This window comes from Psychrobacter sp. H26 (genome assembly GCF_059073035.1).
On record NZ_JCACRW010000001.1, the window covers coordinates 3,173,204 to 3,198,302 of the forward strand.

Below are 25,099 nucleotides of genomic sequence, written 5' to 3' on the forward strand. Positions count from 1 at the left end.
CAACGCTCAAGTAACTGTCCGTAACTGTACATAGATCAAGGTGACAATGATTACGGGCAATGGCTTTTGGTGATACAAACTTTAGCAACATTAGGCATAAATTGTGGCTAAGCTTGCGAGTCACGGTTTAGCTGGATTGAATAATTTATGTCCCTATAAATTCATATATTACAGTCATGTGCTATAGATATATTATGCGCTTCCCTAGATAGTCACGCAACCCGAGTAGGTAGCCAGTCACGTACCTAATAGTCATTAAAATAACCTCTAATGACCCTTGAAAAATAATATTAATTTTATAAAAAACAATAGCTTAAAAATTAGCCATATCGTTTAAGAAAGCTGCTGTCCCTGTTTTTGTGTGGTGATCCACGCTACCAGATACCCATAGATAACAAAAACATACATCATTCTTGTAACTGTTTATGAAGTATTCTTCGTAACGTCAAAATAGTCTGTGGATTGGTTTGGATACTATGACCACCGCTGATAATAGTTTCAGAAGCAGCGCCATCTAAGTGCGCGCTAGTATAAGGAACGATACCATCTGACAGGCGTTCAGTCAGTGCTTGGCTAATATCATCATTGACAGTCACCGCTGCGACTGTTGGCGTAGCGGATTGATCAGACGTGTTTTCTGTCACACTGACACTAGCATTCTCGTCTTCGAGATTTTTTTCTGTTGCTTGAGATAGGTCAACTTTGACACCCTCTGGCTGTGTTTGTGCCAGCCCTTGGGTAATGTCAGCATCATTATTGGCAATAATCGAATGATAGGTCACACGGTCATTAATCGTCAGGTCTTTGGTCAGTTCAATAAAAGAGGACTTGTTGCTTAATTGACTGGCACCGTTTTGTAAATACAACGCCCCTAATGGGTTTTGCGCCAGATCGCCCTGTGTCGCAATGGTGGCTAAGTTGTCAGTGACGGTCTTCGCCAACCCAACTGGCAAATAGACAATGCGGCGCAGTGCACGCGTGAACCAGCGGTCTGCATAGTCAGTACCTCGAAAGGGTGCGGACAAAAACACAGCGGTATCGACTTGTGGCAACGACTGTAGCTCAAACCGTTTTTTGAGTTCTTTTTCACCGAAAGAGGCTTTGAGTGCATCACGAATTTGTCGTTTTTCGCTATTGGACAGCACCTCTTGGTCATCCAGTCTGTCTAAGTCATCAACCAAATCATCATCAGATAGCATCATTCTGGCAATGAGTGCTCCCATACTGTGGCTGATAATCAGACTGTTCTGACTGGCGCGGTTTTGCCCATTGGGATCCGTCTGCTCATAAGTACTATTGATTAACTGTTGAATTTGATAGCGATTTTCTAAAATAGGTAAGTTGGTTGGATAAAATATCTGCCAAACTTGGTAGTTGTCACGCAGTTTGTCGTCATTAAGAATATCGTTGGTCAGATTAACCCATGTTGCCGGGCTAGAGGCCAGACCATGCAGCATAATGATGACACGCTTATCAGGATCATAAGGCTCAAGCATAAAGAGTTTAGGCAGTCTTGCCTCCGGCTGACGCGTGATCAAGTTCAGATAGCCGACACTATCCAATTGGTTTTCTGCGAGCCACATGCCGTAGCCTGCTGAAAAGTTGGCGGCCAAGGGATAGTTATCGTTGAGGACATTGACGGTTTCGGTCTGGTAAGGGTTGTACAAATGAACGTCGAGCTGACGGCTACCCAGCACATCCAATACGCTATCACCGCTTGGTTTTATCAGGCCTGTTAGCAGTAGGTGACCTGTAGGGTAAATGCGAGTGCTTGGTTCACTCTCCGTTTTATTCTTATCATCATCGGCTAATCGACCTGATAGAGATGACGTGAGCAACTGACGAATCGTCGTGGTATAACGATCGTCCAATGAAGCAACTAAGCTGATGCCCAAACCTGGGCGTTTACTGACAGAGTTAAGCCCAGACAGACGCAGCTCATAAGTGGAGACTAGATCTGCTAGTGCAGAGTCTTGCTTATGAGCATTTTGCAGATAGTTGTTTTCATTTGGCAAATAAATACCAAGGTTATAGCCATCTACCTGTACATTCATGACCTTGATCTGATCAACCGCTTTGCCTTGTAGCGGTGCGCGATTGGCAATGGCTGCTTGCTCGCTACTATCGCGTTTAGCAGCAGGGATAGGCAGGTATTCTACCTTTGTGTCATTCATCAACTTATCTGCGTCTCCTGTCGATCGATAAAGCTGAGTGATGACATCATTGCTAGCAGCATTATAAATATCTTGGGTCTGAATATCATTGTCAGTTGGGATGCGAGTCTGTGCGTGGGCACTACTGTAACTCTTATCGGCACCCTCAAAGTCATGGGTCAAGCTGTCATAAAACAAATAGGTATAGCTGGATTTTACGGCATCAAATAGTCGTTCCTGGTAGCTATTAAGACATAGATTGGTTGCGTCTTGCTGTGTTTTCGCATCAGCGTCGCTCAAAGGCGCGTTGGCATAATAGGGATCAAGTGGCGGTCGAGCAAGGGCGTTACGACAGTTTTGTGAATCGGCGAGCTGGCGCGCTTTTGCGTAGTGCAATTCTGCAAAAATAGCCAGTGCAGGTCGGTAGTGCTTATTTAAAATACTGTCAGTAAGCTGGGTCAAACACAACTCAAATTGCTGCAAGCAGGCTTGTTCATTTAGACCTGCAGATAACAAGGCAGATGCAGTATCGCTGCTCAGCTCATTATCAGTGACAATATTGCCGCGCTGCGCTGAGATGGTCTTGGCTGATGCTTGTCTTTCTACCGAGACGACACTACATGCTGGTAGTAGGGTGGCCGCTACCAATAATACGACTGAAGTAACAAACGGCGTTTTTTTATTGGTGGATATCATCGTATGCTTGCTAGGGCTAACAGGAGTCATAGGTCAGTCCAGTAAAAGGGTAGTTTTGAGAAGAGATCAATTAAAATACTTTTGGCTATAATGAGTGTAGCGCAACTTGTGACATTAGACTATGTTATTTGAGATGCTATGACTAAGCGGTAAGTTTCAAAACGAGAGTATTTGCTTAGATAAGCTGAGGTAACCACTAGAGCGCTATAATTATTATTCTAACAGACACAAAAAAGCGCCTGTGTTTGTATTAATGGTTATATTAATAGAACAAAGGCGCTTTTCTGTTTGGAGCTATTGTGTCGAGCTAGTGTTGTGATTTACTCATTTTAGTCATAAACCTGCAGACTCAATCTACGCACCGGGTTTGACATTGATGTCAGGTGCTGGAATATCCCAAATGTAGAACTTACCTTCTTCAACGAGTTTGATTTGTTGAGGGATAACCGTATTGTTAGGGTATTGTCCCTCAAGGCGACGTAAGCGCTCTAATGCATTAGCACGGCGATCACTGAGTAGGTCTGATTGCGCCAGGCTTTGTTCAGCTTCGGTATAGCCAACAGAAACCGCTTTCTCTAGATACTTTTGACCTTCCTTAAATCCGCCACCTTCTGATAGCATCATACCGTACAAGAAATTAGCTTCGCCGCTATTTGGCTGAATTTTGATAGCACGGTCGACATACTGTCCGCCGCGTACCGTATAGTCTGAGCCTAGATCTAGATTTCGACCCATACCATTTAGTTTGGCTGCACGGAGCAAGACGTCATAAGAGGCATTTGGTGACTTGGCATATGGCTCGATCCAATCAGTCAAGACTTTGATTTTTTCGCGCGTGTAATGGCGCTGAGAGCGGTTAGGGAAGTTTGGTGGATAGTGACGAGCATTAGGCGATACATCGGCGATGAAGTCATCAAGTAAGCTGACGTCAAGTTTATCAGTACCTAGGCCAGTTTGCTGTGGAATCAGTACGGTCTTAACAAAGCTCATATCTGAAAGCTGTACTCGCGGTGTTGGAATATTTGGCAACTGACCGCTACGAAGATCAATACCAGCAGCAGACATTGGACCAGGCTCATAGACGCGAGTGGTACCACTGATCACGGGGGCATTAGCTGGACTCATCATTTGTGATGCTGGTGGCTGAGCGGCGCTGACAGGTACACGATTTGGTTGAGTATTGCTTGATTGCATCATCTGCGCTGCCTGTGCCGTGCTCAAAGGAATACGGTTAGGCTGAGCGTTGGTTGACGGCATCATTGGCTGAGTACCAACTGACTGAATGCTATTAGAAGGAGTAGCCTCTGTTGTACCTTGAGCGGTACTGGCCGCTGCACCTGGCCTTGCCAGACGAATCACACGCTTGCTCGAGTCTACAGCACTGGGTACCGAAGTAGCTGTAGCGTCAGCTTCTGCAGCATGTACAGGTGCTGATAGCATCATCGTACAGGCTGCAGCTAGGGCGGTCAAAGTTGCAAGCTTCGGTGACTTGTTCGGTGACTTTTTCGGTGACGTGGTAGCAGTATTGTTGGAGTAGATAGCTTTCATAGAAATCATTACCTTGTTTAATTTATTTAGTCGTTATTTATTCATTGGTCGGTTGATCATCAGGATATATCGTCACTACCAAATCGTACAAATTTTTAATACCCTAGCAAATTAAGCTTTACGCTATCTGTGGTAGGAATGTTAATCGCTAGTATTGGATACGCTCAACAGTACGCGCCTTACTAGTGATAAAAACAACGATGCCCTCATCTACAAACACCTACAAATGATAAGCGGTGGCTTTCATACGATTGGCCATCCAGCGCATGGTCTGGCGGACAGGTGGTGACAATGCAGCGCCGCCACTTGCTAGAGCCAATTCGCGATGATGCAGCTCCTCGATATCCATTTGTGCCAGTATCTCTCTTGAGCGCTGATCATGTTGTGGTAACTGATTGATATGGTCTTGGAGATGCTCGCTGACCTGCGCTTCTGTCTCCGCGACAAACCCCAGACTAAACTCATTTGAGATCGCCCCTGCGACTGCACCCAGCCCAAAAGACATGCCATACCAAAGCGGTGTAAAGACACTAGCATGGCTACCGAGTTCATTTAAGCGCGTTTCGCACCAGACCAAATGATCGACTTCTTCTTCAGCAGACTCTTGCATGGCTTGTTTTACATCTGTGTCTTTGGCTGCAAACGCCTGCCCGTGGTATAGACCTTGCGCACAGACCTCACCAGTATGGTTGATACGCATCAATCCTGCGACATGACGCGCCTCAGTGATGGTCAGCTCAGGAATCTCATCACTGCTCACCGGTAACGGGCGCGCACTGGGGTTTGAGTTTGGCACGACAGCTCGTAATGCTTTGTCGACCCCAAGTAGTAATTGGTCGACTTTGGATAAGGGACGCAGGGCCATGGTTCACTCCTGATGGCGTTAAATTCTATCAATAAAATAAGAGTAGCGACTGCTCTCAGGCAATAATCCTATACATAGCTTCTATGCACATTACTATAGCAAACAACCCAAATTATCGGCATCAATATTATGATCTTGAGCACTATCAATTGCTATAGCCAACCAAGTTCAATATTACCTGTTCAAAGGGCTGCTTTTTATAGGATCACTCTTATGGGGTTATCTCGTCATTGGTTTGAATGACGGCATGTTTGATATGCTTGTTCAATTTAATGTATAAAAAAGTACCAAAGGCAATATTGAGCACACCAGTGACCAAAAATAGTTGCGGCAGACTTAGTCCTAGTGAGTTTAAGATAACAATCGCAAAAATCGCTGATGTCACCATAAATATCGCATTAAAGATATTGTTGGCACCCACAATACGTGCGCGATGGCTTTTAGGGGCGTAGGCCTGCATCGAGGCATACAAAGGCACAATATATAAACCACCACTGAACCCCAAAAAGAACAAATCAGCAAAAACGCGCCAGCTACCACTCGTACCAAACAAATCACCAATACCGAGCAATACATCATTATTCACGTTTATGTTTAAGCTGGATAGGGAAAAGTACAAATCAATAGCAAAGATACTCAATCCAGCAATACCGAACGGCAGCAAGCGTAAGCTCACTTGATTTTTGGTCAACGATTTGCATAATAGTGATCCGATCGATACCCCGACCGAAAACAGCGTCAATAAAAAGATAACGACTGACTCATCACCGTGCAAAATCACCTTGCTAAATTCTGGTACTTGGGTCAAAAAGGTCGCCCCATAGAACCAGAACCAACTGTTGCCAAGAATAACAAAGAATAAAAACGGCAGTGAATATAAGTAGCGTACCGTGGACAAACTGGTAGTGATGATATTCCAGTTGACCTTGAGGTCCGGCTGCATGGCTGGCATATTAGGAATATAACGAGCCGCTAGATAGCCTAATACAGCGACAACCAATACCGTGGCACTGATCCAATACAACGATTGGGATAACTGAGTCAATATGCCAGCGACGATCATACCAACAAGAATAGCCAAGGACGTACCCATCTGAAACAGACCATTAGCACCGACCAGCTCATCTTCTTTCATAGCTTGGGGCAGATACGCGTACTTAATCGGTCCAAAGAAGGTCGAGTGCGTCCCCATCAAAAACAAGGCGACAAATAAGAGCGCATACCACTCAAAGACAAAGCCAACCGCAGCGATTGCCATAATGACCAGCTCAAGCATTTTGATAAATCGTGTGAGCTTTGATTTTTCATACTTATCAGCAATCTGTCCTGCCAATGCCGAAAACAAAAAGTAAGGCAGAATAAATAGCATTGCCGCCAAATTATTTAAAATACTGACTTCTACACCCAACTGACTGGCAGCGGTATAGGTAAGAACCAATATGAGCGCTTGTTTGAATATATTGTCATTAAACGCGCCCAAAAACTGGGTGAAAAACATGGCGCTAAAACGGCGGCGCTTGAACAACTGAAACTGATTGGACATGAACGTTCCTACAGATGAGACGCGGCTAATAGAGTAAGAAAAAGCCCTGAATATAGCTTATAGTATTATGGTAATCGTCAGTATTATCAAAAACTTATCAAAATATAACATAGGTTTTATGAATATTAAGCCGTATAATAGCAAGGCTTAGGTAAAAATACATGTAACCTGCGCTATGATTTCATAATTAACTAAGTTATGATTTGTAAATTTTATATGGTTGTATTAAAAGGTGAGAGCGACGGTAAAGTTGACGACCTGCTATCAATCAAAACTGTCTGTATGGTGTCATGGTTCTAGTGCTACTGTTTGCATTAGTAACGTCCATCATTGAGAGCAAAGTAGTCAACCATTCATTCAGCAAACTGCGATAAGCTTGTTCACCGGTCAGACTTAGCGATAGCTATCGTTAATAAAAGTGCGCCGTGTGAGGCGATAGGACACAGATATGACACAGCACCCTTTAACTCGAGCACGCAACATAACCACAAAGCAGCGTGATAGGGTGAGTATTCAGAGCAACACCAGTATTCAAAGCGTCTATGTCACCGCGCCGCGTATGTATTTTAAGCGCTCAGCACTCTGTACTGCGCTAGCAACCAGTCTAGTCAGTATTGCCCCTGTAGCATTGGCGGAAACAACCAGTAGCATAGGGATCACAAACCAATTGACCAGCAATCAGGTGGTTAATAACCAAGCTGCTGACAATCAATCAGCCACGCTATCAGACGATGATACCCAGCTAAATGCTGCCTTGGATGCGTTGCGTCTAAAAAAAGCCGTAGAACAAGGCATCATCGATCAGTCGGTCTTAGATGACTATAACGAACAAACCTTAGGTAACCAAACCTCTGGTGTCAATCAGTCTTCCACTCAAAATAGCAGTGTTCAAAGTAGCAGCTCCCAAAACAACACCCTTCGAAATTCGAACCTCTTTAATGATGATTTGTTGCAGCAGGCAACTGCCGTACAGCAGCAAGGCTATCAGATGATGACGCCTGAGCAGATCGATCGTGAGCTTGCGATGCTGGACTTGCAAAACGCTCAAGATATTGACAACATAAATAATATCAGTGGCGACAGTGCCTTTGATGCGCCAATCGCCACGTTAGATGATACAACACCGCCTATAGGCTTGGATATTGATCTGGATGCGACCAATCTACCCACACCTAGCAATCTTGATACCTTAGGTACAGGGGAGACGATAGAGGAACGGGCAGCTACGGCTGAGATTATGGCACGTCCTATTGATGTCAGTGATTCTGTAAGTAGCGGACGTGTCAATACAGCAAACAGTATCAATGATGAGATAATAGCGGGCAACAGCGATACATCAGATCAAGGCAGTACGCCTGCAGAAATTATCAATCCTGATGATTATTTACCCGATTACGAAAGCAATACCCAAGCGGTAAATCAAAGTATCGAACAAGCCGATAAACCAAAGCCACGTGCTCGCAACAGAGGCAATATTGTTAAGCGTCTCTATAATCGCCTTTTCAACGGCGGCGTGATGGCGCTGCCGAATGTAGAGACCACTGTCTATCTAGAGCAACTGTCAGCTGAAGATGCCCCTAATGGTAAGGCTGTACTTGTCGAGGCTGATAACGATATTCAACCGATAAAAAACATCAAAGCTGCACTTGATGATACGTCGGTACAGTCGGTTATTGATTTTACAGCAGCATTGCCACGCTTGCGTGAGACGGCACTAGATGCGGCAAAAGCGGTCGGCTACTATGATGTTACCCTACGTTTGAGCCAGCCTGATCGCGATACAGTCAACGTTGTTATTGAGGCTCTGGGTGAGCCTGTACTTGTAGACAGCCGTATTGTTGAGATTCGCGGAGAAGGTAGCGAGCAAGAAGAGTTTGTTGCGCTCAAAACAGAGCTGCCACCCCAAGAAGGTGATATCTTCAACCACCGTGTGTACAAGAGTAGCAAAGCTGCGCTTGAGTCTTTGAGTAATACCTACGGATATTTTGATCAGTATTGGTTGAACAAATCTGTCGATATTATCTTGCCAGACAACAAGGCTGACGTCTCGTTGGTATACAACACAGGTGACCGCTATGAGTTTGATGATGTGGTTTTCTTTACGTATGACAAAAAGACCAACACGCTGACACAAGACCCTGACAAACTACCAGTAGAGTTGTCATTACTGCAGCAATTGTATGAATTCACACCAGGCGACCCGTTTTATCGCCCATCAGTGACAAAGTTCAGTAATGACTTATCAGCGACCCGTTATTTCAATACTGTCAATGTCGAGTCCATACTGCCACCTGATGATAGTAGCCAGGCGAGTACATTGGCGTTTGACAATACGCCTACCAATAGCGACGGTACATTAGATGATGATGTCAATGACGACAGTATTTTAGATGCTGCCAATGGTAATGGGTTTGCTAGCCTGACTAATAGAGAAGATACTCTTAATGACAATAGCGATATTGGCGGTGAAGGTGACAGCGCATTAACTGCCAACAGTGGTGAGACGGTCAACGAAGCTGATATCGCTGCCATCGAGTTTGAAGCTGATGAAGCGACGCTCGATAAGCTACAAGCAATAAGACAAAAAGCAGAACGCTTAAGCCGCCTACCAAATGATCGTGTGCTAGATGAAAAAGACCAAGAAGCTGATAATCTATTAGGAAAAATCAGTGACTCAATCAGTAACGTGGCGCAAAAGATATTCCCTGACGAAGAAAGTATATTGGCCGACGAAAACTTCGTTCCTCCGACATTAGCGGGACGCAAAACGCCGCAAGATGTTGCGACGAGCAAAAAAATACCGCTATATGTTTTTGTAGCTGCTGATAAGCCCCGTGACGCTCAAGTTGGTTTGGGTTATGGTACGGATACAGGGGTTCGAGCGACTGCAAAAATTGATTATAACCTGCTTAACCGTCAGGGTTACCAAGCAGGTGCAGAGACCGAGGTCTCAAGAATTAGCAAAAACGTTGCTGTCTATGCCAGTCGCCCTTGGAATCATCCGCTCAATGATAAGTTGGACGCCCGTCTTACTTATGAAGAAGAAGTTATTGACCAAGGTGAAGGTAACTTTGATTTGTCTACCAAAACGCTAAAAGCCGCGCTAGCGCGTAATATCCGTAGTGATAATGGCTGGAATCGCAGCTACTCTGTGCGCTATCGTTTGGATGAGCTTGAGACGGGTGTTGATGGCGCAGCGCTTGACGACTTGCCGATACGCTTTACCTCGTCCAGCCCTAAGCAGCAAGCGTTGCTATTTGGCTATGGTATGAACAAGACTGATACGGATAGTGCTACTAACCCGACGCGCGGTATACGTCAGTATTACTCGATTGAAGCAGGTGCTGATAAAGCACTAAGTGATACGGATTTGGCGATCGTTCGTGCTGGTGTCAGCGGTATCTATAGTTTCGGTGACGACAACAAACACCAAGTACTAGGTAGCGTGAATGGTGGTTATATTTGGGCGGATGATTTTTATGATGTTCCTTATAAGCTGCGCTTTTTTGCAGGTGGCGATCAGAGCATCCGCGGCTATGATTACGAGAGCCTGTCACCGCTAGAAAATGGTTATCTGACAGGTGGTCAAGTATTGGCGGTCGGTAGTGCAGAGTATAACTATGAGTTTAGACCAGGCTTTCGCGGTGCGTTCTTTACCGATGTTGGTAATGCCTATGACAAAGACTTTGAAACTGAGACAAAAGTCGGCGTTGGTGTCGGTATCCGCTGGGCATCTCCTGTTGGAATGGTACGCGTCGATGTAGCTGCAGGGGTGACAGAAGAAAGTATTCCTGTGCGCCTACATTTCTTTATTGGCTCACCATTGTAAGTGCTCGCTTTATAAACGTGCAATCAGATTGTTTAAACCGTCTTATCTATTACCCATCGCGCCGATCGCTGGTCATCATTTTTTAACGTAGTTGAGTGTCATGCTGACAGAAAATACCCCGCCTAACCACGCACCAGATGAAGATCCAGCACAGCGCGATGCCCGCGCAGTCAAGCGTTGGTATCCGCTATCATTTCTCATCAAATTACTGGTACTGATTCTTATCGTACTCGCGATTATGTTTGCGATATTCTTTTATGCAGCAGGCACCGATGCTGGTACCAAGTTTATTTTAGAAAAAATCAGTGCCGAGACGGGTATTGATTTTAAATATGGACGCGGTAACTTGCGTGACGGTATTTGGGTAACTGATATCGATGTCGATGCAACTGAAGACCTTGAGATATTAGTAGACAAAGCCTATGTTAAAATAGGCTGGCGTGCAGTATTTGCAAAAGAAGTGCATCTGAGTGATGCTGATATAAATACCATCGAAATTATCAATAAAAAACCACCTACGGGTGAGCCGTTCGATTATAAAACCTTAAAACTACCCATTAATTTACGTTTTGACCAAGCAAAAATTAACAAAGTCGTTTATAGACAGGTTACCAAAGATCCGGTTGTTATCAATAATATTACAGCTCGTGATCTGACGTGGGTCGGTAGTACCGTGACCGTAGGCCGTGGTGATTTGCAGTATGCTGATATCGTCAAAATAAGTGCGCTACAAGGTGAGATTGATCTACAAGGCGACTATCCACTAGATTTGAGCGCGATAGCTGAAGTCAGTGCGCTTGAAAAAGCATACATTGACCCGTTAAATATTAGTGCGACCGGCACACTGAAACGTACTGTTGGTAAGGTGCGTAGTCGCTACAACGATAGTGATGTCAGTGGTGATTTTGTGGTGCAGGGGTTAGATGCAGGCGCACCGTTTGACGCAACATTACAATGGGATGATATTTTGATCCCTTATGCCGACAGCCAAGATATCCGTTTACAAAGCGGTACGGCTACGGCGTCAGGGGTTATCTCCGAAATACGGTTGCGTATCAATACTGAGCTGACCGCAAAGGATATTCCGTCAGGTCATTATCAAGGGCGCGCGGTCATTGCCGATAGCCAATTGCGCATTGATCGTTTGGAGGCTGATGTCCCAGCGGGGCGTCTGGCGTTACAAGGTATTTTAGGCTGGAGAGACGGCTTTGATGCCACGATACGTGCAACGGGTCGTAATTTTGATATTCGCCGTGCTATCCCTAATGATTATGCTGATTTCAAAGCTTATGCCCCGCAAACACTGAATGGCAGACTATCACTACGCTATCAGCAGCAGAACGTTACGGGCAATACAGAGATCGATGCTGACTTACGCCAGCGAGATGGTGAACATATCAATGCGAATATGGTCCGCGGCAAAACCTCTGCTAAATCTAAGCAGGTGGCGCCTTGGTATATCGATGCCACGTGGCAGAATCTGATCCGCCGTGATGTCCCTAATATCGGTAGTATCGACAGTCCTCGTGGTCAGGCAGATGTTATCGTTCGCGGCTCGAATCTATCAGTCGATGCCAATGCGGTTATTAATGAGCTCAACGCTGCGCCTAAGGGTAACTACGACGTGCGCTTACGCAAAGCAGGTGACGTCATTGATATCAATCGACTCAATTACGATGGTATCGTGGGTGATCTATCGGGTACTGGGCAGATCCAGCTTGCAAATCGCAACCGCCCATTGACGTGGCAGATTGATGCCAGTACCAAAGGTCTACTGCCTAAAAAATACCGTAGCGACCTACCACTTGAGCGTCTTACAGGGCGCCTAAGTGCTCGTGGCCGATTGCTCAATATCAGCAAAAACGGTGTAAGTGGTCAGCGTCATGTGATTACTTTAAATAATACCGACTTGCAGGCGCAGCTTGATGCCACGCAGAATAGCCGTGCTATTGGGGTGACAGGTAGCGGCGATGCCAGTGTTGATATCGTGGGTGGTGAGTTGTCTGTATTTGACGCGCGCTTTGATGGTCAGGTCGATACAGCAGATGTACCAAAAGGTCGTCTCTCGATTGATGCTGCTGGTACACCAAAGCTAATCAGTATTCGCAAGTTAAACTATAACGGTGAAGCTGGTGCAGTCAATGCAAAAGGCGTCATAGATCTACGGAACAATATCGGCTGGAATGTCGACGGCCGCTTTGACAAATTTAATGTAGGGTATTTTTTACCCAACAATCCAGCCATTATCACAGGGAATCTAAAAACTAGTGGTGAGTGGCAAACCCTTGCCAAAAACAATGCGAATGCCGCAGGTAAATTACAGCGTTTTGCCATTAACTTCGATGGGGTTTTGGATGCTGAGCAATTGCCAGCAGGTAAGCTTAATATTGAAGCCAGTGGCGATAGCCAATTGATTCGTATCAATCGCTTCCGTCATGTAGGTGCGGCAGGTAGTATCAATGCAGAAGGAACAGTCGATGTGCGACAAGGCATTGCCTGGGATATCAATGCAGTGTTGGATCGCTTCAACATTGGGTATTTCCTAAAAGACACGCCAAGCCTGATCACGGGTACTATCGATACCGATGGTCGCTGGGGTGATACGCAGCAGACCATCAATATCAATCAAGTAAACCTGAGCGGTATGCTAAAAGGTCAACCACTCAGTGCGAAAGGTAGCTTGGCTGCAAAACTGCGCTTGCCAAAAGACTTGGCCAGTTATTTTAAGCGTCTGCAGGCACAGGATGCACAGGCACAATATAAGCAAGTAAATGCTTTAGTGGATAGTTTGAACGCTGATAATCTAGTGCTGCGCTGGGGTGATAACTACGTCACTGCCAATGGCAATGCCAAACAGCTGCAAACCAAAATCAATATCACAAGTTTAGATCAATTGTCTGATAAGCTTGCTGGAAAAGTGACTGGCGGCGCCACATTGGCTCAGCCAGCAGGACAGGCGTTACCAACGATTTATATCGACTTGGTCGGTGAACGACTTGCACTACCAGGATTTATCTTACGTCAGGGCCGTATCCGCGGCAAGCTTGTCAACTTAGCCAATAGTCCCAGTCAGCTCATTGTCACTGCTGAGGGACTAGATGCTGCTGGACAAAATTTCGATAGTATAAAAGCATCATTTAACGGTACTGAAAAATCTCATGTAGTCGATCTAAACATCGCCAATAGTAAGTTAGATATTGGGGCCAGACTCAAAGGTGGCTTTAATAGAGATAAGCTCAGCTGGTTAGGGGTTATTGGTAAAGGCCGCGTCAAATCCAAATACGCCACCTTAAACCAATTACAGCCAGCACAGTTGATCGTAAACTTGCCTGATAACCAAAACGGCAACAATACAGACCTAAAGGTACAGTTAGCAGCGCATTGCTGGCAGGCGGCTGACCAAACGGGCAAGCTATGCCTGCGCCAAAAACTGGTCGCTTCACCATCCAATGGTGAAGTCGATGTGGCACTGCAGAATTTAGACACCTCACTATTTTCAGTATTTTTACCAAAAGATATTGATTGGCATGGCAAAATCAACGGTAAAGCCGTTGTCGGCTGGCAACGTGGTCGTCCGCCAACCATAAACACAACCTTATACTCAGACAATGGCAAAATCGGCTTGATTCAAGATGGCGATAGCACGCCAATGACCTTGCCTTATAAGCGCGTTTCTCTTATCGCTTTGTCTGTGCCGGAAGGTATTAAGCTGCGTACTGATATCAATACAGGACGCGGTGCCCGTGGCTATGCTGAGGTTGTCGTTGATCCTTACAAAGATCCTAAGCCAATCTCTGGTGCCCTAGTGCTCAACGAGCTTGATTTAGCGATATTGAAGCCTTTCTTCCCTGGTATGCGTGTCCTAAGAGGTAACGTCACGATGGCAGGCGGACTGGGAGGTACTTTGACTAAGCCGCAGTTCTACGGTGATGTAAAACTCTCTGACGGCCGCGTTGCAATGCTTGATTTACCAGTCAATCTAACCAACGTGAATGCCGAAGCAAAAATACGCGGTACGCAAGCGACTATCGATGGGACGTTCAACAGCGGTGATGGTAAAGGTGAATTGTCTGGTACCGTCAACTGGCAGCAAAAGCTTCAGGCCAAATTAAGTATCGTTGGCGAGCGCTTAGTGATCACTCAGCCACCATTATTAGTGGCTGAGATTGACCCTGATATTGATATCATCGTGCGCCCAAGTGACCGCTATGTCGATATCAAAGGCGCTATTAGCGTACCCTCAGCTACCATACGTCCACCAGAAGCCAGTGAAGACATCATCACTCAAACTGAAGATGCCGTCGTATTGGATCGTCGTTTGATTGGTAACATTGATGAGGTATTGGCCATCTCAAAACCATGGTCAATCAACGCTGATATCGGTGTCGATTTGGGTGATGATATTAATTTCCGCGGTTTTGGTGCCGTTATTCCATTAGCAGGTGCGATTAATATCACACAAAGCGGTACAGGTATCATGCGCGCAACAGGTGTCGTACAGGTCTCACGCCGTACCAATATTAATGCCTTTGGTCAGAACTTAGAGCTCAATTATGGTCAAGTACGCTTCAATGGCGACGTGATGAAGCCGATATTGAGTATTGAAGCTGTCAAAACGATCACTGGCAAAACAGTAGGCGTACGTGTGAAAGGCAGTACAGAGAGTCCGAACATCACTGTCTTCAATAATGCAGGACTGACCCAGCAGCAAGCAATGAACGCTCTGGTAACAGGACGTATTGATAATAAGAGCGCCACTCAAATCAGTGAGCAAGGATTTAAGTCTCAGGTGACCAATAATCTTGCCGCCGCTGGATTGAGCTTTGGCTTGAGTGGGACACGTGGTCTGACCAACCAAATTGGTCAAGCTTTTGGCTTACAGAGTTTGACGGTCGATGCCTCAGGCAGTAGTGAAGATACCAATGTCAACGTCACCGGTTACGTGACCCCTGATCTATATATCCGCTATGGAGTGGGTGTGTTCAATGCTCAAAACAGTCTGTCGGTTCGCTATCAGTTGACCCGCCGTATTTACGTAGAAGCAAGTTCAGCGGCAGAAAACGCCGTGGATGTCGTCTACAGTTGGCAGTTTTAATAACGTATCTCAAGGACAGATGTTTCACTATTGACGTCAATTGAATCTATTTGAATAATGACTGTCCAAAAAAAACGCCTTGTAATGAAGGCGTTTTTTTATAAGTACAAATAAACGGTACTAAATTATTTGGTCAGGATTAAACGGTTATTACGAGTTAGGCGTAATCGATACTCTTCGCCCTCATGCTCAATACGCACTTCTTTGGTCAAAGCAAATAGATGCTGTGATTGTAGAGTCGGCAGACGATTTTCACGGCAGTTTAAATAACGAGAGATAACCATGCTCATGGTGAATTCCTTTTGATAGTAAGTGGCTTAGTAAATTAGCTATATCGTAACTGACTTTAACGATAATAATTATCATTTAGATTAAAGGAATTTGCAAGCAATTGATAAAATAAAATGCAGTTATTATGTAAACTTATCTACGCTCACTGTCACAAACGTTAAAGTTCGAGAATTACACGCACAAATTTGCACGCATAAAAATCTCGTATGCCTGAATCAATTTTATTGATACAACCGATTCAAACCAAATAATTAAAAATTATCAACAGACATAATCGCAGAGGACAACGCTATGCCAAGCGAATCAAACAGCCCGTCAGCAATAACAAACGTAACCATCGTCAATGTGGCTGTCGCAGTTATCCATTACCAAAACCAGTATTTGCTGGGGTTCCGAGATGCAGCACAGCATCAAGGCAATCGCTATGAGTTTGTAGGCGGCAAGATAGAGGCGACTGAATCAGCAGAGCAGGCACTAAAACGAGAAGTAGCTGAAGAGACAGGTATATTAGTTGATGATAATACTATCGTTAAGCTTGGGCGTTTGCACCATGATTATGGTGATAAGCAAGTCAGCTTGCAGGTTTATAAGATTGAGCTGACAGCGCAGCAGTACGAGCAGTACAAGAGCCATGAGTATGGTCTAGAAGGACAGGCAATAACGTGGGCAGATAAGTCGCGTCTACTGGCAAGTGACTACCCGTTGCCTGCTGCCAACAAAACTATTCTAGAATGGTTGAGGCTACCTACACAAATAGTTATCACTTATCCTTTAGCTGATTTTCATCAGCATACTGATCCAAAAACAGCATGGCTACAATATCATCAAGAAAAACTACCACCAAAATCTTGGACATATATTCGCTTGAAGCACTCTGATTCAGAGTCTATAGCCAAGCAGCTAATGGACGCACGTCCAGATCTTCTGGCAATTTTACCCTATAGCAGCGATTATCAATACACTGACACTGAAGTATCAGTAGAAGCTACTCACAAAAAAACCAACGATTCAATCGTCGCTAGGCACTTAACACATTCAGCATTAATGGAATGGCTTACTAATACTCAAGGCGTTATAGCGTCTGAACCGTTACTGCCTGATAACTATTCATTCACTTGCCAGTTGCTCGCTAGCCACTCACTCAATGATTATCCACTCATTGTTAGTTGCCATGATACTGCCAGTATTGATGCTGCCAATAGGCTTGCCAGTGCGCGTATCGAGCAGGGTTTACCTCCAGTCATCGGCATGCTCCTGTCTCCTGTATTAGCGACCCAAACGCATCCTGATACAGTACCACTTGGTTGGCAGTCATGGTCATCATTGGCACAGTTGGCTGATATGCCTGTTATCGGCTTAGGCGGATTGGCGCCTTCGATGATTGAACAAGCATTAGACCATGGAGGTCTCAGTATTGCTGGTATCCGTCAGTTTCATTTGTAAGAAATACAAAAACAAATATAGTTCAGCTATCGATATTGTTTGTATAGACCTTGTCTCAGTCATCACATGCGACTATTAAAATAAGTAAATGTAGATGACTGATTTTTAAAATATTTATTCAGTAAGTAACTGTGTGGTTATGATGTATTTATAGCAATGCACAAACACATCGTTATTTACAAACCGTTGCGTTTCCCTACATTGGACTACTGTTTTAATCGCCTGACTGCCCTTAATATATATTGCATATCTAAAGCACATTTATTTCTCAATGATGGATCGACTAACGACGACTCTATAATAATTATAATAAATAAGAGCGTTGGTAGTAGTGAAGCTTGAATATGTTCTCGATTTTATAGCCAATATTCATTTAGAAATTAGATAAATGGAACTGGATAAATGAAACTAGATAGATGATATACGCAAAGAACTTCAACAATCACTATTAATATGGTATCCCTATGAAAACCAACAAGTTACCTAAGTCAGAATGGACTGACACACAGGCAGCTGGTTCTCAATCTCAGCAGTCTGTACCGTCTAGCGATTACCGCAGGCACAGTTATGTCACGCAGCAGACCAAAAACGCCAGTAATGACGCTAGCTATAGCCATAAAGAAATAAATAATGAACGTTCAGATAATGAGTACTCAGACTACTTGGCAGAAGATAACGTCTTGTCGCATAACTATTCTGGATACAAAAGCGCTGGCACAGATCTTAATGATGCAAAAGAGTCAGCTATGAATCATCAGGTCATAGAGCAATTCAATACTGCTAATGGCTACAAACGACCAAAAACACTGAACAAAGATGAGCCATTGATATCAGGGCTTTTGGATGATCAAATGAGCAATTTAAAAGATAACGTCCAACAGGATGTTAACGTATCGTCAGCCGATATCGACTCATCATATAAAGAGATACCGGAGCGTGTATTTATGAATGGACTTATCAAACATACGGGCATTGCGTTAGCGATTATCATACCGTTAGCGGCGTTTTCAGCCTATGCAGCTACGCCACCAGTGAATATGGCAACTACTGAAACGTCTGGTAATGCGATTAGTGAAAAAACCACAACTGATATGTTGTCAGTTAAGCCAAGTGATATTATTTATAAGTCTACAAATATACCAACCACAGTAGATAATGTAGACCTAAATTCTTACGCAGGGACATGGTATGAAATCGGTCGCCTACCGATGTACTTTCAGCGTAAGTGCGCAGGTGACGTAACCGCAAATTATGCTCAAAATAATGATGGTTCAGGCATTACAGTCACCAATAAATGTGTGGCTGCAGATGGTTCAGATATCGTTGCAGAAGGCATAGCAAAGCCAGTAGATGATAGTGGCAGTAAATTAAAAGTGACATTCTTACCTAAGTGGATCAGGTGGATTCCAGTAGGTCGCGCAGATTATTGGGTGCTGGCACGTGATGAAGACTACAAAACGGCTCTCGTGGGCACACCTGACAAAAAATACTTATGGTTATTGGCACGTTCACCAAATATCAGCCAAGAGACCTATGCTAAGTACCGCCAAATTGCGCAGCAGCAAGGTTACGATTTAAAAGAGTTTATGCTGACGTCACAAACTGATCAAACCGTGAATTTGGTACCATAAAGCTGAATAAGCCACATATTTTCTTCTGCAGAGATTTAGATGCAAATTTTTGATATATCATCAACAATTCATATTCAATAGCTAGACTAATTCAAGATAAAGCAGCCGTCCGTGCTGCTTTATTTTTATTGCTATACATCAGAATTAGGATGCTAATACATACTATGTAAACGGTTATCACTGGCAAAATAAGGCGTTTTAGGCTAAAATCTAGGCGATTTGAATACTCTGACGTCAAGAACTGATGTTGATAGTGGTTGATAATCGCATTACAGTCACCACTTAGAGCATACACGACCTATCTCATTTATACTTCTCCGTATTTTATTGACCATACATTACTGACCATAAGGATGTTTCTCGTGAGCAACGCTGATACCTTACGCCAATTACATCAAGACCACTTGAAAAATTACAACAATCAAGAGCAACAAGCCATTGAGCTTATGGGGCTATTGAATAAGCTTTACAATGCGCAAGATGTACAAGTGACTTTGTTTGGTGAAACGCTAGATTCTACCTCAGTCAGTCAGATATTAGCGCTACATCAAAAAGTAGCCCTACGTGACCACGGTGCCAAATCTATCGATATCTCTGATACTTTAGCAATGGTAAAAGTTATCTCAGAAAATACTGACATCCAAGCCACTCGCATCGATGTTGGTCAACTGCTCGCTAACGATACTGACGTACAAGCAGCGCTACAGTCTATTACTAACGCTGGCACTGCAAATGGCGCGACAGATGTTGTGCTGTACGGTTTTGGTCGTATTGGTCGTATTTTGACTCGACTATTACTGTCACAAGCCTCAAGTGCAAAAGGCTTACAACTAAAAGCCATCGTTGTGCGCCCAGCGGCTGCTGGCGATCTTGCTAAGCGTATTTCATTGCTTGAACGTGATTCAATCCATGGTAGATTCTTAGGCGGCATTAGTATTGATGACGACAATAACGGCATGATCGTGAATGGCCGTTTTGTACAAGTTATCTATGCCAAAGATCCGAGCGAGATTGACTATACTGCTTATGGTATTGATGATGCATTAGTCGTCGATAACACAGGTATCTGGAAAGACGAAGCTGGTCTCGGTAAGCACTTGCAAGCGACAGGCGTGAAAAAGGTCTTATTAACAGCACCTGCTGGTGGCGATATCAAAAACGTCGTTTATGGTGTGAATAGTAATACGGTTGGCGACGATAATATCGTTAGTGCTGCGAGCTGTACGACTAATGCGATTACGCCAACGCTAAACGTACTAAACGATGAGTACGGTATCGAAAATGGTCACGTAGAGACTATTCACTCATTTACCAACGATCAAAACTTGGTTGATAACTACCATAAAGCAGATCGCCGTGGTCGTAGTGCTGTCATGAATATGGTTATTACCAGCACAGGTGCAGCAAAAGCAGTGGGTAAAGCATTGCCAGAATTGAACGGCAAGCTAACTGGTAACGCGATCCGTGTACCAACGCCAAATGTCAGCTTGGCTATTTTGAACTTGAACTTAAAAAATGCACCAGCAAATGCTGAAGCTTTAAATGAGTTCTTACGTAAAATGGCTAACAGCAGCACGTGGCAGTCGCAAATCGCTTATACAGACTCTACAGAAGCAGTATCGACAGATTTTGTGGGTACAACCCATGTCGGTATTGTTGATGCGCAAGCGACTATCCTAACTGATAACCAAGCTATCGTATATGTTTGGTATGACAATGAAGTGGGTTACAGCACTCAGGTACTACGTCTCGCGACACAAATGGCCGGAATCAGCTACGCTCAAATTCCAGCATAGTGTACTGAACATAATAGAGCAATGACATGCTATTAATCATATCGAAGTTGTATTTACTTTAGATCAGCGTTATTTAATGATTATGCGTTCGTAGATACCACTTTGAATAGATTGATATGGCTTTAACTGTCATACTTAGACACCCGATAGTCCGATTGATTATCGGGTGTTATTGTCATAATGGGCGTTGAGTAATAGATGCTCGCTTAGTCTTCATTATGACGCAATAGTCTAGCAAAACCCAAATACAACCGTTGGTTGTTACCAGTTTATACACTGGATTGTGAATTAAGGAACGTAGAATGCGATTTATTGATGAAGCCGTCGTAACGGTAAAAGCAGGTGACGGTGGTAACGGAATCGCCAGTTTTCGCCGAGAAAAATATGTCCCGCGCGGTGGTCCTGATGGTGGTGATGGTGGCAAGGGTGGAGATGTGTATGTCATTGCAGAAGACAACACCAATACCCTAGTTGACTATCGTTACACACGTCGTCATGACGCCATGAGAGCAGAAAATGGTCATAGTAGAAACTGTTCAGGTAAGGGGTCAGATGATTTGTATCTACCTGTACCAGTTGGCACGACGGTCGTTGATACTGAAACCGATGAAGTATTGGGTGATTTGATTGAAATTGGACAGACGTTGCTGATTGCCAAAGGTGGTGACGGTGGTCTGGGTAATACGCATTTCAAGAGCTCTACCAACCAAGCGCCGCGTAAAGCCACTTCAGGTTTTGAAGGTGAGCTAAAGGTTCTTAAGTTTGAGCTAAAAGTAGTGGCTGATGTGGGTCTGATTGGTTTGCCTAATGCAGGTAAGTCTACCTTTATCCGTCAGGTTTCTGCTGCCAGACCAAAAGTTGCTGACTATCCTTTTACCACGCTAGTTCCTAACCTCGGTGTGGTTGATATCGGTCGTCATCGTTCGTTTGTGATGGCTGACATTCCTGGTCTAATTGAAGGCGCATCAGAAGGCGCAGGACTTGGCATTCGTTTCTTAAAGCATGTTGCGCGTACCCGTCGTTTGCTACATTTGGTTGATGTAAAGCCAGTCGATGGTAGTGACCCGGTCGAAAATGCCCGTGTTATCTTAAATGAGCTTGAGCGTTTTTCGCCCGAATTGGCTAATCTACCGCAGATTTTAGTATTGAACAAAATTGACCAAGTGGCTGAAGAAGAGCTAAATGAGCTATGTACGCATATCGTAGCAGAACTTGGCTGGACAGGTATAGTATTCCGCACAGCAACTTTAACGGGTGAAGGCGTTGATGCAGTCAAGTATCACTTAATGAATGAGATCGAACGTGAGCGTGAGCGCGAGATAGAAGATCCTATCTTTGCTGATGCACAAAGAGAGCGTTTTGAGCGGCTAGAAGCAGAAGTACGTCTAAATACTGAAGCACAGCGTGAAGCATACCGTGCAGCCAAAAAAGCGGCACGTGAAGGTTTGGATTTGTCTGATGACGACGATGACGACGATGGTGTTGAAGTAATGTACGTTCCTTAAGCTAGTATGCTTGAGCTGATATACTTGAATGATTAAATTAATCCCTCTAATCAATTTATGTGAGAAAAAGGAGTTTATATGGCAGGTGACATCGCAAATACGACCGAAGAAGCAAGGTTTATTAAACAAGATCGCAACTTTGATATTCAGCGCGTTATTGTCAAGATTGGCTCGTCGTTACTGACTAACAATGGTCGGGGGCTGGATCGTACTGCCATATATGAGTGGGCAAAGCAGATTGCTCGCCTACACAAAAAAGGCGTAGAGGTATTGCTGGTTTCATCAGGTGCCGTTGCCGAAGGTGTGGTACGCATGGATCTTGAGGAGCGCCCCAAGAAACTGGCCGCACTACAAGCTTGTGCATCTATCGGTCAGATGGGTTTGATCGAAACGTGGTGGTCAGCTTTGATTCAGCATGGTATTCAAAGCTCGCAGCTACTATTAACGCACGATGATTTATCAAACCGCAGCCGTTATCTCAATACTACGAGTGCGCTGACTCAACTATTAGAATGGCGTGTGCTACCAGTTATCAATGAAAACGATACCATCACTATTGATGAAATCAAATTTGGTGATAACGATACGTTGGGTGCCATGGCAGCTGCAATGATCAATGCAGACTTGTATATTATTTTAACGGATCAAGATGGGGTATTTACTGACAACCCACGTGACAACCCCAATGCCAAAATGATCCGCCAAGAGCGTGCGATGGCTGATTATCTATTTGATATAGCGGGTGACGGTGGCAAGCTCGGACGCGGTGGTATGTTGACCAAAATCCGTGCGGGTCGTCTGGCTGCGATGGGCGGTTGCCCAACTGTTATCGTGAGCGGTGCGATTGATGATGTGATCACTCGTGTGGTGTCAGGTGAGGCGGTAGGCACATTGCTGACTACCAATGACGAAGACAAAATCATTGCACGTAAACAGTGGCTTGCAGCTCACTTACGCATGGCAGGAAGTCTGATGGTTGATGCTGGCGCTGCCAAGGCGCTCACTGAACACAATAGAAGTCTATTGCCTGTTGGTGTGGTAGATGTGCGTGGCGACTTCGATGAAGGCGACGTCGTAGAAATCACCCATCAAGATACTGGCGAGCGTATTGCAGTGGGGCAGGTGAATTTTTCATCGAATGATGCACGCCGCGTCGCTCGTGAGCGTACTGAACAGTTCGATAAGATTTTTGGCAACAATGAAGAACGCGTGGTTATGGTACATCGTGATAATCTTGCACTCACCGTATAGCGCATAAGTTGTGTAGCCGCCTTTACTTTATCTAGCGTCTCTAAGTTTTAGGTACGCTGGATATTAGGTGTGTTAGATGAATTTATCAGCTACAAATAGGTGATAAACTTTGCCTTAACCTCAGCTGATGTAGTTCATACGCTATAACTGTTTATTATTTTATTCAATCTATTTTATCCAATACAGCATCCGTTAACAATTATGGATATTGTGTTACTTTGGAGATTTGTACATGAGTGCTTTAGACAATAGTGACTCGATTCAGCAGCAGTTTGCCCCTTTAAAAAATGACAGACTGCTACGCGCATTGCGCTTTGAACCCATCGATACCACGCCAGTTTGGATGATGCGTCAAGCTGGTCGTTATCTACCAGAGTACAAAGCCACTCGTGCTGAAGCAGGCGACTTTATGAGTCTGTGCAAAGATACAGATCGAGCTACTGAAGTGACGCTCCAGCCATTACGTCGTTTTGATCTAGATGCTGCTATTTTATTTAGTGATATTTTGACCATTCCTGATGCTATGGGATTGGGTCTTTATTTTGAAACGGGTGAAGGTCCTAAGTTCAAACACCCGATTCGTGAACAGGCAGATCTTGATAGATTGCCAGTACTTGAACCTAATGATTCTCTTGACTATGTGATGCGCGCCGTCACAAGTATCCGTAAAGCATTGAATGGTCAAGTACCATTGTTTGGGTTTTCAGGCAGTCCGTGGACGCTAGCTACGTATATGATTGAGGGCGGAAGCTCAAAAGATTACCGCTATACAAAAGGTTTCTTGTACAGTAATCCTGGTTTTTTACATCAATTGTTGGATAAACTTGCGACCTCGGTTATTGATTACCTAGATGCACAAATCGTTGCCGGTGCTCAGATTGTACAAATATTTGACAGTTGGGGCGGTGCACTTGGCCATCGTCAGTTTATTGAGTTTTCGCATGTTTACAACAAACGCATCGTCGCTGAACTGAAGCTGCGTCACCCGCAAGTACCAGTAGTACTGTTTACTAAAGGTGGCGGGTCATGGCTTGATACTCAGGCTGATAGTGAGGCTGATGTGCTAGGTCTAGACTGGACGATGCCACTTGACCGTGCGCGTCAAGTACTGACTGAAAGCCAGCGCCAATTGACCAAAAAACATAAAAAACTGCAAAGTAGTAAAGCCATTCAAGGTAATTTAGATCCAGCAACACTATATGGATCACCAGCGACTATTCGTGCTGAGGTGAATGCGATGCTTGATCGTGCTTATGCAGATGGCGAAAAGACAGGCTATATAGCAAACTTAGGTCATGGCATCACTCAATGGGTCAACCCTGACAATGCCAAAGTCTTTGTCGATGCAGTACACGACTATAAAATCTAAAATTGGGCTTACTCTTGTATGGCTAGATGAGCCATGTAAGAGCCTATCGGTATTGTCTAGTAATTTTGAATAAAAGAGAGTGTT

At 44.4% G+C, this 25,099-nt stretch carries 13 protein-coding genes; 8 read left to right on the plus strand and 5 right to left on the minus strand.

What is annotated here, in order from left to right:
- Positions 1 to 407 precede the first annotated feature (407 nt).
- The 4 genes from AC5JPT_RS13265 to AC5JPT_RS13280 all read right to left on the minus strand — a co-directional run bounded on the left by AC5JPT_RS13265 (position 408) and on the right by AC5JPT_RS13280 (position 6,805).
- Positions 408 to 2,879 carry an esterase/lipase family protein gene (locus AC5JPT_RS13265; protein WP_493858382.1) on the minus strand — a complete coding sequence of 824 codons (2,472 nt, stop codon included), beginning with the start codon at positions 2,877 to 2,879 and terminating at the stop codon, positions 408 to 410.
- Between the two features lie 324 nt (positions 2,880 to 3,203).
- Entirely contained in the window at positions 3,204 to 4,397 is a 1,194-nt protein-coding gene (locus AC5JPT_RS13270) for a tetratricopeptide repeat protein (protein WP_493858383.1), read from the minus strand.
- 220 nt (positions 4,398 to 4,617) lie between these two features.
- Entirely contained in the window at positions 4,618 to 5,256 is a 639-nt protein-coding gene (coq7, locus tag AC5JPT_RS13275; protein WP_493844442.1) for a 2-polyprenyl-3-methyl-6-methoxy-1,4-benzoquinone monooxygenase, read from the minus strand.
- Positions 5,257 to 5,473: 217 nt separating this feature from the next.
- Positions 5,474 to 6,805 (minus strand): MFS transporter, encoded by a 1,332-nt coding sequence (locus tag AC5JPT_RS13280; RefSeq protein WP_443524544.1) that lies wholly within the window; start codon positions 6,803 to 6,805, stop codon positions 5,474 to 5,476.
- A gap of 448 nt (positions 6,806 to 7,253) precedes the next feature.
- Between AC5JPT_RS13280 and AC5JPT_RS13285 the strand changes: the two genes are divergently transcribed.
- Complete coding sequence (locus AC5JPT_RS13285; RefSeq protein ID WP_493858384.1) at positions 7,254 to 10,634, plus strand: BamA/TamA family outer membrane protein; 3,381 nt, start codon at positions 7,254 to 7,256, stop codon at positions 10,632 to 10,634.
- 100 nt (positions 10,635 to 10,734) lie between these two features.
- The gene (locus tag AC5JPT_RS13290) at positions 10,735 to 15,729 is read left to right on the plus strand and encodes a translocation/assembly module TamB domain-containing protein (RefSeq protein WP_493858385.1); all 4,995 of its coding nucleotides are present in this window, start codon (positions 10,735 to 10,737) and stop codon (positions 15,727 to 15,729) included.
- Between the two features lie 125 nt (positions 15,730 to 15,854).
- Here AC5JPT_RS13290 and hemP read toward each other — a convergent pair whose 3' ends face one another.
- The gene (gene hemP / locus AC5JPT_RS13295; protein ID WP_227672156.1) at positions 15,855 to 16,013 is read right to left on the minus strand and encodes a hemin uptake protein HemP; all 159 of its coding nucleotides are present in this window, start codon (positions 16,011 to 16,013) and stop codon (positions 15,855 to 15,857) included.
- A 298-nt stretch (positions 16,014 to 16,311) separates the two neighbouring features.
- Between hemP and AC5JPT_RS13300 the strand changes: the two genes are divergently transcribed.
- From AC5JPT_RS13300 to hemE, 6 genes are all read left to right on the plus strand, one after another.
- Positions 16,312 to 17,463, plus strand: coding sequence for an NUDIX domain-containing protein (locus AC5JPT_RS13300; protein WP_493858386.1), 1,152 nt, complete (start codon positions 16,312 to 16,314; stop codon positions 17,461 to 17,463).
- Between the two features lie 464 nt (positions 17,464 to 17,927).
- Positions 17,928 to 19,094: a lipocalin family protein gene (locus AC5JPT_RS13305; RefSeq protein WP_493858387.1), complete on the plus strand. Its 1,167-nt coding sequence runs from the start codon at positions 17,928 to 17,930 to the stop codon at positions 19,092 to 19,094.
- Between the two features lie 353 nt (positions 19,095 to 19,447).
- Positions 19,448 to 20,890, plus strand: coding sequence for a glyceraldehyde-3-phosphate dehydrogenase (locus AC5JPT_RS13310; protein ID WP_493858388.1), 1,443 nt, complete (start codon positions 19,448 to 19,450; stop codon positions 20,888 to 20,890).
- A gap of 302 nt (positions 20,891 to 21,192) precedes the next feature.
- On the plus strand, positions 21,193 to 22,395 hold the full coding sequence (cgtA, locus tag AC5JPT_RS13315) for an Obg family GTPase CgtA (RefSeq protein ID WP_493858389.1): 1,203 nt from the start codon (positions 21,193 to 21,195) through the stop codon (positions 22,393 to 22,395).
- 78 nt (positions 22,396 to 22,473) lie between these two features.
- Positions 22,474 to 23,646 carry a glutamate 5-kinase gene (gene proB, locus AC5JPT_RS13320; protein ID WP_493853390.1) on the plus strand — a complete coding sequence of 391 codons (1,173 nt, stop codon included), beginning with the start codon at positions 22,474 to 22,476 and terminating at the stop codon, positions 23,644 to 23,646.
- Between the two features lie 232 nt (positions 23,647 to 23,878).
- Entirely contained in the window at positions 23,879 to 25,015 is a 1,137-nt protein-coding gene (hemE, locus tag AC5JPT_RS13325; RefSeq protein WP_493858390.1) for a uroporphyrinogen decarboxylase, read from the plus strand.
- The last annotated feature ends 84 nt before the right edge of the window (positions 25,016 to 25,099 follow it).

Bases quoted from the DNA above. Each gene is read 5' to 3' on its own strand.
- AC5JPT_RS13265 (WP_493858382.1), bottom strand. From the start codon at position 2,879: ATGACTCCTGTTAGCCCTAGCAAGCATACGATGATATCCACCAATAAA.
- AC5JPT_RS13270 (WP_493858383.1), bottom strand. From the start codon at position 4,397: ATGAAAGCTATCTACTCCAACAATACTGCTACCACGTCACCGAAAAAG.
- AC5JPT_RS13280 (WP_443524544.1), bottom strand. From the start codon at position 6,805: ATGTCCAATCAGTTTCAGTTGTTCAAGCGCCGCCGTTTTAGCGCCATG.
- AC5JPT_RS13285 (WP_493858384.1), top strand. From the start codon at position 7,254: ATGACACAGCACCCTTTAACTCGAGCACGCAACATAACCACAAAGCAG.
- AC5JPT_RS13290 (WP_493858385.1), top strand. From the start codon at position 10,735: ATGCTGACAGAAAATACCCCGCCTAACCACGCACCAGATGAAGATCCA.
- hemP (WP_227672156.1), bottom strand. From the start codon at position 16,013: ATGGTTATCTCTCGTTATTTAAACTGCCGTGAAAATCGTCTGCCGACT.
- AC5JPT_RS13300 (WP_493858386.1), top strand. From the start codon at position 16,312: ATGCCAAGCGAATCAAACAGCCCGTCAGCAATAACAAACGTAACCATC.
- AC5JPT_RS13305 (WP_493858387.1), top strand. From the start codon at position 17,928: ATGAAAACCAACAAGTTACCTAAGTCAGAATGGACTGACACACAGGCA.
- AC5JPT_RS13310 (WP_493858388.1), top strand. From the start codon at position 19,448: ATGTTTCTCGTGAGCAACGCTGATACCTTACGCCAATTACATCAAGAC.
- cgtA (WP_493858389.1), top strand. From the start codon at position 21,193: ATGCGATTTATTGATGAAGCCGTCGTAACGGTAAAAGCAGGTGACGGT.
- proB (WP_493853390.1), top strand. From the start codon at position 22,474: ATGGCAGGTGACATCGCAAATACGACCGAAGAAGCAAGGTTTATTAAA.
- hemE (WP_493858390.1), top strand. From the start codon at position 23,879: ATGAGTGCTTTAGACAATAGTGACTCGATTCAGCAGCAGTTTGCCCCT.